Source organism: Novosphingobium naphthalenivorans NBRC 102051, from assembly GCF_001590985.1.
GTDB classification, from domain to species: Bacteria; Pseudomonadota; Alphaproteobacteria; order Sphingomonadales; family Sphingomonadaceae; genus Novosphingobium; species Novosphingobium naphthalenivorans.
Genome location: NZ_BCTX01000157.1, coordinates 1 through 4,582, shown reverse-complemented (window position 1 = coordinate 4,582; position 4,582 = coordinate 1). Strand labels below are relative to the sequence as shown.

The 4,582-nt window shown below is 65.8% G+C and carries 5 protein-coding genes; 1 reads left to right on the top strand and 4 read right to left on the bottom strand.

The window, feature by feature from the left end; all coding sequences use genetic code 11:
- From NN5_RS26160 to NN5_RS24175, 4 genes are all read right to left on the bottom strand, one after another.
- The coding region (locus NN5_RS26160) for a hypothetical protein (protein ID WP_157081320.1) at window positions 1-423 on the bottom strand (423 nt) is incomplete at its 3' end.
- 353 nt (window positions 424-776) lie between these two features.
- Window positions 777-1,700, bottom strand: coding sequence for an N-acetyl-gamma-glutamyl-phosphate reductase (argC, locus tag NN5_RS24185; protein WP_067739165.1), 924 nt, complete (start codon window positions 1,698-1,700; stop codon window positions 777-779).
- Window positions 1,700-2,008 (bottom strand): hypothetical protein, encoded by a 309-nt coding sequence (locus NN5_RS24180; RefSeq protein WP_067739168.1) that lies wholly within the window; start codon window positions 2,006-2,008, stop codon window positions 1,700-1,702. Before NN5_RS24180 ends, argC begins: the two co-directional genes overlap by 1 nt.
- Before the next feature lie 108 nt (window positions 2,009-2,116).
- The gene (locus NN5_RS24175) at window positions 2,117-3,523 is read right to left on the bottom strand and encodes a leucyl aminopeptidase family protein (protein WP_067739163.1); all 1,407 of its coding nucleotides are present in this window, start codon (window positions 3,521-3,523) and stop codon (window positions 2,117-2,119) included.
- A gap of 49 nt (window positions 3,524-3,572) precedes the next feature.
- Between NN5_RS24175 and NN5_RS24170 the strand changes: the two genes are divergently transcribed.
- Window positions 3,573-4,442 (top strand): DUF3298 and DUF4163 domain-containing protein, encoded by an 870-nt coding sequence (locus NN5_RS24170; protein ID WP_067739160.1) that lies wholly within the window; start codon window positions 3,573-3,575, stop codon window positions 4,440-4,442.
- Window positions 4,443-4,582: the final 140 nt, after the last annotated feature.

Below are 4,582 nucleotides of genomic sequence, written 5' to 3'. Positions count from 1 at the left end.
AGTCAGCCACCAAAGCAGGTAACCTCTGTAAAGCAGTTCCCATGCAAATCCGATCAATGGCGTCATAATGAGGAAAAGCCTCAGTTCTTGAGAATTTTCCGGAAATATATCCGCAGCTTGACGGCGATTTCTTTTTGTAATCTTGGGTTTTGCGAGCCTTGCCGACAAGGTCAGTCCGCCGACCAGGCACAGTGATATGGCCAACCCGATGTATCCTCCGGGTCCCAGATGAGTTCCAATACCAAGCGCGGCCGCAGTTATATGCTCGGTGCGAGCTACAACCAGCAGACCAAGCAAGAGGATAAGCGCTTTGGCAATCGTCAGGCGATACCTTGTTGGTCGGGGACGAGCGGACTTCCTGCTCAGAGAGCGCCAGAGCGCCTCGGCTGGCACAAGAAACAGCAGGATGAACCCAAGAATCATGGAGAGATTCAATCTTTTTCGCCCTTCCGTAAGTTGTCTTCGCTTACGAGTATTCTTGATCCAATGTTGGCAATGCCGGCGGAGTGGGAAAGGCCACTGGCAGATTAAAATACTGAAATTCTGCCATTTTGCCTGAAACATCGACGGCTCCCCGTCGCTTGTCATCCCAGGCCGGGTGTCAGAAATGCCGGGTGAGCGATGCTCTCCCCCTCCTCTTCAGAGGAGGGGGTGGGGGGTGGTGACGGCGCGCAAGCGTCGCGCTGGGCCGCAGGCACCACCCCGCTGCGACTAAGGTCTGCTGCGCAGGCCCAAGTCTCGCTCCCCTCCTCTGAAGAGGAGGGGGGAGGGGTACTTTACAGCCGCAGGCCTGCGGTCTCGTCCAGCCCGGCCATCAGGTTGAGGTTCTGCACCGCCGCGCCGCTGGCGCCCTTGCCGAGATTGTCGAGCACCGCGACAAGCCGTGCCTGGCTGCCGTCCTTGGCGCCGAAGACGCGCAGGGTGAGGGTATCCACCGGCTCCATCGAGGCGCGCAGAAGCAGTTCGTCGGGCGCGTCGCTGGCGACTTTCACGATCGGGCTGCCCTTGTAGAATTCGGCCAGCGCCGCGTGCAGCGCGCGGGTCGCTCCGGCCTTGTTCATCGCCGTCAACTGCAACGGCACTTCCACCACCATGCCGCGATGCGCGGCCACTACGGCGGGCGCGAAGAGCGGGGCATAGGCAAGCCCGCCGTGCACGGTCATTTCCGGCACGTGCTTGTGGCCCATGGCCAGCCCGTAAGCGCGGAAAGCGATGTCGCGGTCTTCCTCGAAGCGGGCGATCAGCGCCTTGCCGCCGCCCGAATAGCCCGAGACGGCATGGCACACGTAAGGCCAGTCGGCCGGCAGCAGCCCGGCGCGCACCAGCGGCGCGACCAGCGCGATGAAGCCGGTGGGATAGCACCCCGGATTGCTGACGAAGCGGGCCGAGGCCACAGCCTCGCGGCCGATGACTTCGGGAAAGCCGTAAGTCCAGCCCGGCGCCACGCGGTGGGCGGAGGAGGCATCGATCACCCGCGTGCGATCGTTGCGGATCATGCCGACGGCGGCCTTGGCGGCATCGTCGGGGAGGCACAGGATCACGAAATCGGCGTCGTTCAGCGCTTCGGCGCGCGCGGCATCGTCCTTGCGGCGTTCGTCATCGAGAATGACGAGATCGAACTCGCCCCGCCCGGACAGCCGGTCGGCGATTTCGAGGCCAGTGGTGCCCGCAGCCCCGTCGATGAAAACGCTCGCGCCCATCAGATCACCGCTTCGAGCTGGTCAAGCGCGACATAGCCGACCCGGCCGTCCTCGCCGAGCTGGCCCCAGGCCCAGGCGCCGGCAATGTCGAGCACGTTGAACACGCCGCCCTTGGGCAGGTCCATCACGAATTCGCCGTCCGCCCGGCCCGCGGCGAGCAGCACCGCGCCGGCCTTGATCGTGTGCGGCATCGGCACTGCGTAGTGCGGCACGAAATAGCGGCCCGCGAGCTTGATATGCGCAAGGTCGCCGCGCACCGGGAGGCAGCCGGGATCCGCCGTTACGCTCGGCCCGGTCATGGCGAGCATCCCTTCAAGCGTGAAGGGGCGGGTATAGGAATCGTCGGCGGCCAACGTCGGTAAGTCTCCAAAGGCAAAGATGGGCGCGCTTAGCCGGGTCATGGCTGGATCGCAAGGTCAGGCATAGCGCTGTCTCAGCATGTGCCACGCCGCGCGCAGCCCCAGCGCCGCGCCGCCCTTGGGACGGCCGGGCTTGGCGGCGGGGCGCCAGGCGAAAGTGTCGAAGTGCGCCCAGTCGGTGCCCTTGGGCACGAACTTGTCGAGGAACAGCGCCGCCGTGCTGGCGCCGGCAAAGCCGCTGGAGCCGGCGTTGTTGATGTCGGCCACGTCGGATTTCAGGTATTCGCGGTAGCCTTCGTGGAGCGGCAGGCGCCAGCACGCATCGTCGGCGGCCTTGCCCGCGGCAAGCAGGGCATCGGCGGTCGCATCCTCGCGGGTGAACAGCGCGGGAAGGTCCGGGCCGACCGCCACGCGCGCCGCGCCGGTCAGTGTGGCGAAATCGATGATGAATTCGGGCTCGTTCTCGCCCGCGCGGGCGAGGGCGTCCCCGAGGACCAGGCGGCCCTCGGCGTCGGTATTGCCGATCTCGACCGAAATCCCCGCGCGGCTGCGCAGCACGTCACCGGGGCGGAAGCTGTTGCCCGAGACGGCATTCTCGACGGCCGGGACCAGCAGATGCAGCCGCACCGGAAGCTGTTCCTGCATGATGAGGCGGGCGAGCGCGAGGGCATGGGCCGCGCCGCCCATGTCCTTCTTCATCAGCAACATGCTGGAGCTGGGCTTGATATCGAGCCCGCCCGAATCGAAGCACACGCCCTTGCCGATCACGGCGATCTTCGGGTGCTTGGGATCGCCCCATTCCAGCTCGACCATGCGCGGCGCGTGGCTGCGCGCGGCGGCGCGGCCGACCGCGTGGACCATTGGAAATTCGCGTTCGAGCATGTCGCCGCGCGTCACGCGGATTTCGGCGCGGAAGGCCTTGTGCAGGTTTTCCGCCTCGGCCTCGATCTGGGCCGGACCCATGTCCTCGGCCGGGGTGTTGACGAGATCGCGCACCAGCATGACCGCTTCGGCTTCCGCGGTGATCGCGCCGATCGCCTTGGGCTCGCCGGTCAGGAGAATGCGCGGGCCTTCCTCGTCGGGTTCGGACAAGTAGCGGTCGAAACGGTACTGGCCGGTGATCCAGCCGAACATCGCCGGGCCGGGCTCGCCGCCCGCGCGGCGGTAGGTTCCGGCGGGCAGCTTCTCGGCCAGCTTGGCCATGCACCAGCTCGAAAGATCGGCCGTGTTGGCAACACCCGAGACGACGGCCCAATCCCCGCCGCTGTTTCCGCCCCCGTTCCCGCCATCCGGGATGATGGCGTAGTCGTAGCCGTCCGCGGCGAACTTGTGCGCCGCCAGCGCGGCGCGCTGGGCCGGGGTGCGCTCCTTGAGGAAGGCTTCCAGCCCATCCTTGTCGACGAGGTGGATGGCCACGGCCTTCTGGCCGCGGTCGGGTTGGATCAATGCGTTCTTGTCGCTCATGACTGCATTCTCTAGCCTCGCTGCGAGCGTGAGTGCGAGAGGAATTTTGATGCGGCAGGGTAGATGGGCATTCGTGGCGCTGATGGGGGCACTGCTGCCGGCCGTGAGCGGCTGCATGGGCAGGCAGGATGCTTCCGCGCCTGCGGACAGCGCCACGAGCCGTGCTGCAAGTATGGCGGCGGCCGAAGTCGAGCCGCCCGAAGCCTCTGCAGAGCCGAGCGAGGCGCCGTCCGAAATTCCGGCGGATACCGGCCGTTCGGTGGCCGCGTCGAACGATCTCTACGAATTCAGCTATTCCTATCCCGATGCCGCAGGGGCGATTGCCCAGCTCAAGGACTTGCTCGACACGCGGCTCTACAATGCCCGCGAACAACTGGCTTCTTCGGCGAGCGACGACCGGAAAGCCGCGAAGAAGGACGGTTTCCCCTTTCACCAGCACAGCTATGGCGCGAAGTGGCAGGTGGTGACGGACCTGCCGGGCTGGCTCTCGCTGTCTGCGCAGCTCTACAGTTTTTCCGGCGGCGCGCACGGCATGAGCAATTTCGATTCGCTGCTGTGGGACCGCCGCGCCGAAGTGGTGCGCAAGCCGCGGGACTTGTTCACCAGCACCGATGCGCTGCGCACTGCGATCCGCGACCCGTTCTGCGACGCGCTCGACAAGGAACGTGAAGCGCGGCGCGGCGAGCCGGTCCAGCGCGACAGCGGGCAGATCTTCACCGAATGCATCGATCCGGTGGCGCAGACGCTGATCCTGGGATCGTCCAACGGGGAGACCTTCGACCGCATCGGCATCCTCGTCGCGCCCTATGAGGCGGGCCCTTATGCGGAAGGGACGTATGAAGTGACGCTGCCGGTGACGGGCAAGGTCATGGCGATTCTCAAGCCGCAGTACCGCACCAGTTTTTCGGTGGGGCAGTGAGGGATTGCCGGGAAGTGCCGTTGCGGATGCGCGAGCAGAGCTGATGCATCAAGATCCTCCCCCATCGGGGGAGGTGGCAGTCACGAAGTGGCTGACGGAGGGGGGGCGTCCAAACGCGAGGCCAATGCGCGCAAGCCCCC